Source organism: Faecalibacterium sp. DFI.5.82, assembly GCF_029076575.1.
Classification (GTDB): domain Bacteria; phylum Bacillota; class Clostridia; order Oscillospirales; family Ruminococcaceae; genus Faecalibacterium; species Faecalibacterium duncaniae.
Window position 1 is genome coordinate 1 of record NZ_JARFIS010000268.1, and the last position, 329, is coordinate 329.

The following is a 329-nucleotide window of genomic DNA, read 5'->3' on the forward strand; positions in this document are numbered from 1 at the left end:
GGCACGGCGGAGATGAGCGAGGTGCGCAACGTGCCCACCCGTACCACCCACCTGGGGCGGGTGGCGGCGGTGAATCAGCTTTCCCGCCAGATTGCGTCCGGGGAAGAGGACACCATCGATGTGGCCGAGACCCGGCTGGCTCAGGCCAGGTGCATCCCTTTTCCGAAGGACTGGGTGCAGCTTGCGGCGGGCATGGGCGGCGCGTTCTGCTTTGCGCTGATCTTTGGTGGCGACCTGACAGCAGGGCTTGCCGCCGCTGCGGCCGGTGTTGCGGCCAACGCCTACCTGCTGTTCTGCGGGCGGCACGGCGTGGGGGGCGGGTTCCGAAC

General features: G+C 69.0%; 1 protein-coding gene. It reads left to right on the forward strand.

Annotated features, from left to right (window positions below):
- A partial coding sequence (locus P0G09_RS16550) for a threonine/serine exporter family protein (protein WP_275253207.1) occupies window positions 1-329 on the forward strand: 329 nt, incomplete at both ends.